General features: G+C 49.5%; 5 protein-coding genes. 2 read left to right on the top strand and 3 right to left on the bottom strand.

Annotated elements, in window-relative coordinates; genetic code table 11:
* Positions 1-791: AraC family transcriptional regulator (locus tag ABYT30_RS17430; RefSeq protein WP_373097744.1), on the bottom strand; the 791-nt coding region annotated here is incomplete at its 3' end.
* Between the two features lie 165 nt (positions 792-956).
* On the opposite strand from ABYT30_RS17430, the gene ABYT30_RS17435 reads away from it, so the two are divergent.
* On the top strand, positions 957-1,847 hold the full coding sequence (locus tag ABYT30_RS17435; protein WP_373083643.1) for a sterol desaturase family protein: 891 nt from the start codon (positions 957-959) through the stop codon (positions 1,845-1,847).
* A gap of 19 nt (positions 1,848-1,866) precedes the next feature.
* Here ABYT30_RS17435 and ABYT30_RS17440 read toward each other — a convergent pair whose 3' ends face one another.
* On the bottom strand, positions 1,867-2,223 hold the full coding sequence (locus tag ABYT30_RS17440; RefSeq protein ID WP_373097746.1) for a VOC family protein: 357 nt from the start codon (positions 2,221-2,223) through the stop codon (positions 1,867-1,869).
* Between the two features lie 40 nt (positions 2,224-2,263).
* Positions 2,264-2,572, bottom strand: coding sequence for a hypothetical protein (locus ABYT30_RS17445; RefSeq protein ID WP_373097748.1), 309 nt, complete (start codon positions 2,570-2,572; stop codon positions 2,264-2,266).
* A 159-nt stretch (positions 2,573-2,731) separates the two neighbouring features.
* Between ABYT30_RS17445 and ABYT30_RS17450 the strand changes: the two genes are divergently transcribed.
* Positions 2,732-3,073 carry a hypothetical protein gene (locus ABYT30_RS17450; RefSeq protein ID WP_373083646.1) on the top strand — a complete coding sequence of 114 codons (342 nt, stop codon included), beginning with the start codon at positions 2,732-2,734 and terminating at the stop codon, positions 3,071-3,073.
* Positions 3,074-3,316 lie beyond the last annotated feature (243 nt).

Consider the following 3,316-nt stretch of genomic DNA (forward strand, 5'->3'; position numbering starts at 1 on the left):
GTGCGCTCCGACATATTAAGCATCGCCGCAACTTGGGCGGAACTAGCGCGACCACTTTGCATAGCGCGCAGCAACGCGCTGCGCAAGCCCTGAATAAAGCCCTCACTATGAGGTAGCACAGCCAAGGCGGCTTGGGCCTGCCGCTCTAGCAGTAATTTCAAACCGGGATCGCTATTGGTGACCGGCAAATTCAAATATGACGACGGAAATTGCAGCGCAGTGCGGCTCTGGCCAAAGTTCACTGGCGCCTCGAATAAAGCTTCGTGAGCCTGGGTATCAACAGGCGCCGCAAAGGTAAAATCCACCGCCAAGGGTCGCAAATCCAAGCGACCAGTCATTAAGCGAACAAAGCGCAGCAAGCCGCCCACGAGCACCTCATCTGACAGCCGCGTCGATGGGCCATAATTCGCACTCCAGCTCAAAACCATACGGTCTTCAGCGATCTCAATACTTGCCTTGTCCCCATCGTGAAGTAGGCCTTGGTAGCGCTGAAACTCGAGTAGAGCCTCCGCCACGGTATCGCTGGACAGCGTCAAATAGCCCAACATTCCCAAGTGCGCCGGTTCCACCCGCTGCGCCAGCGCCAATCCGATTTGACGATTGGGAAAGCGTTGCTGCAAGCGATCAAGCAATGCCCACCACTGACCAAAGCTAATCCGGCTACTGGCACTAAAGCCCTGTAACTGGGTATATAACTCGCAGTGGATATCACCTTCGGACTCAAGGAAGTCACGAAGCAAGCCGGCCAAATCACCGCTGACCTGCAATTGTGCGAGTTGTGTTATCGCCACGTAATTGCCTCCCCCTATACCAAGTCGAAAACAGCATAATCGGCAATATGGCAGGAAATGTCAAAAAGATGTCATGCTTAGTCAATTTATTAGGATCTAAACCCCTTATTATTCAAACTCAAGTAAACATGTACTCAGCGACGTAATCATCAGCGAGGCTTCTCCATGCAAGACGTTCTCCACGCCCTATTTTTTGTCACGGCTTTTGGCGCCCTATTTCTCGGGGTAATCGGCGCTGAATACCTTTACGTGCGCAAAACTGGGCAAACTGGGGTTTATCACCCCCGTGAGACCCTCGCCAATTTGGCCGCCGGCTTCTCCTACAAGGTGGTCGACGGCATAGCCATTGCGCTATTTATTCAGGCCTTTTACTTAAGCGTCTACGAATGGGGCTTGCAGTGGCAACCCGAAGCATCCGTGCTGAGCATACTGGCGCTGATTGTGTTTATCGATTTTTGCTTTTATCTAAATCACGTGATGATGCACAAAGTGCGCTGGTTCTGGAGCGGTCATATTACTCACCACTCATCTGAGCACATGAATTTCTCAACCGCCCTACGTCAAAATTTCACCTTCGCGCTATCGGGCACCTGGGTTTTGTGGTGGTTGCCCGCGGCATTAGTTGGTTTTGATAAAGACTGGGTGTTATTCGCAATTGAAGGAAATTTACTCTATCAATTCTTTCTGCATACTGAGCAAGTGGGTAGATTAGGCTTTTTAGAAAAATTCATGAACACGCCATCCCATCACCGGGTACATCACGGCAGTAATCCGGCACAGATTGACAGAAACTTTGGCGGTATCTTTATTTTTTGGGACAGAATTTTTAACACCTTTCGCGACGAAGCCGACGCCGGCGAAATTAAATACGGTGTTACCCACATGCCCGCCAAACCCTATAACCCTTGGTATCTACAAACTCATGGCTGGGTAGAGTTGGCGCAAGACGTGTGGCGCTATAAAGATCTGCGCATTCTTTACAAACACCCCGAGTGGGTCGATGAAGTCTATGCTAACACCACAGTCAAAACGGAGTGGGAAGGAGAAAAGGCCTGACACACCAGGCCATATTGAACTATGCCGGATCTGACCACACAGCAAACTCATTGCCACTGGGTTCGGCAAAATGAAAACGACGACCACCGGGGAAATCGTATACCTCTTTAAGTATAGTCCCACCAGCCCGCACCACCTCATTGCGGGTTTCTTCTAAGGACTCGCTATAAAACACCAATAAGGCGCTGCCATTTTCCGCTTTGGCGCTCAGCGGAGCACGGTAAAAGCCACCATCTAAACCCTCGTTGGCAAATGCAGTGTAGTCTGGGCCATAGTCGGTAAACGTCCAATTAAAGGCCTTACTAAAAAACGCCTTGGTAGCGTCAATATCCGCCGCTGCCATTTCGACATAATTGAGTTTGCCGTGCCGATTCATTTGCTCACCTCTTGGTATGGGATGATTAGCTGCTTTTATCCTAATGCAGAATCTCGATAATCTCTAAGGTCGCCGCGAGTAAACGCAAACGCCGATCTTCTATTTCAATGGTGACATAACCGCGATCATCTATCGCATCAACAATATGACCATGGCGGTATACATCCTGATCCAAATGATGACCAACCGCTAATTTTTTCTGCCAACCCGGCGGCAGTGATCGGCCCTCAGCCACTTTTTTCTGTAACCCCGGTGGTAACGGCTTACCCTCCTGCTTCGCCATCGCCGGCGATGTCACCAGCAATAAGCCTGACGCCAAAACAATGCCTAAAACTGCTATTATTTTCATAATGACTCATCCTCGTAATTAACACTGAAAATACCGCACCAACGTTAAGACCGCGATTAGCGAACTAAGTGCTGCTGCGGGCACAGCTAGCCAACTTTAGCCCGCCATCCACATTTCCCTTATACTAGGCGACCAGACTCGCCAAGGTCATTCAGCACTATGCGTAAAAAAGACAAGAAAGCCGAAAATGACATCATCGAGGTGTTAACTGAAGCCTGTGATGAAGCCTTGAGCAGTATTGCGGATTTCCGTTGGCTTAGCCACGAGTTAGATTACAGCAATATCCAGCAAAGCCTCACTGTGCGCTGCGTATTTGACGCTGACGCCGATCTAAAGACACTAAATAATAGCCCAGAGGGCTTGGCCTTAAAGCAGTTAATTCGCGACAAGCTTCGCAGCGTGGGCTATTTGCCCGGTAATAATATGAATTGGATCGAGTTTGAACTGGCAAGCCCAAAAGGCAAGCGTAAAGGCACTGCTAGCGAGCGCAAAGTTCACTAGGAAGTCTTGACACCTACCGCGGAATTATTCTGCCCTCTGCAATTCCTACGCTATCGCTTAAGCGATATTGTTATCTACCTGTAACTCAGGCGACAATACCGCCTACCTACACTCATATTTAAATAAGAAGGAAATCACCATGTTTGAACCCTCAGCAATTCTCGCGCCCATTATGGTCTTGGTACTGTGGAGCTTTGTGATGATGTTTTGGATGGCTGCGACCCGCCTGCCCGCCATACCAAA

This window comes from Zhongshania sp. (genome assembly GCF_041623545.1).
Lineage (GTDB): Bacteria > Pseudomonadota > Gammaproteobacteria > Pseudomonadales > Spongiibacteraceae > Spongiibacter.

Coding starts and splice junctions, on each gene's coding strand:
- ABYT30_RS17435 (WP_373083643.1), top strand. CDS start 957: ATGCAAGACGTTCTCCACGCCCTATTTTTTGTCACGGCTTTTGGCGCC.
- ABYT30_RS17440 (WP_373097746.1), bottom strand. CDS start 2,223: ATGAATCGGCACGGCAAACTCAATTATGTCGAAATGGCAGCGGCGGAT.
- ABYT30_RS17445 (WP_373097748.1), bottom strand. CDS start 2,572: ATGAAAATAATAGCAGTTTTAGGCATTGTTTTGGCGTCAGGCTTATTG.
- ABYT30_RS17450 (WP_373083646.1), top strand. CDS start 2,732: ATGCGTAAAAAAGACAAGAAAGCCGAAAATGACATCATCGAGGTGTTA.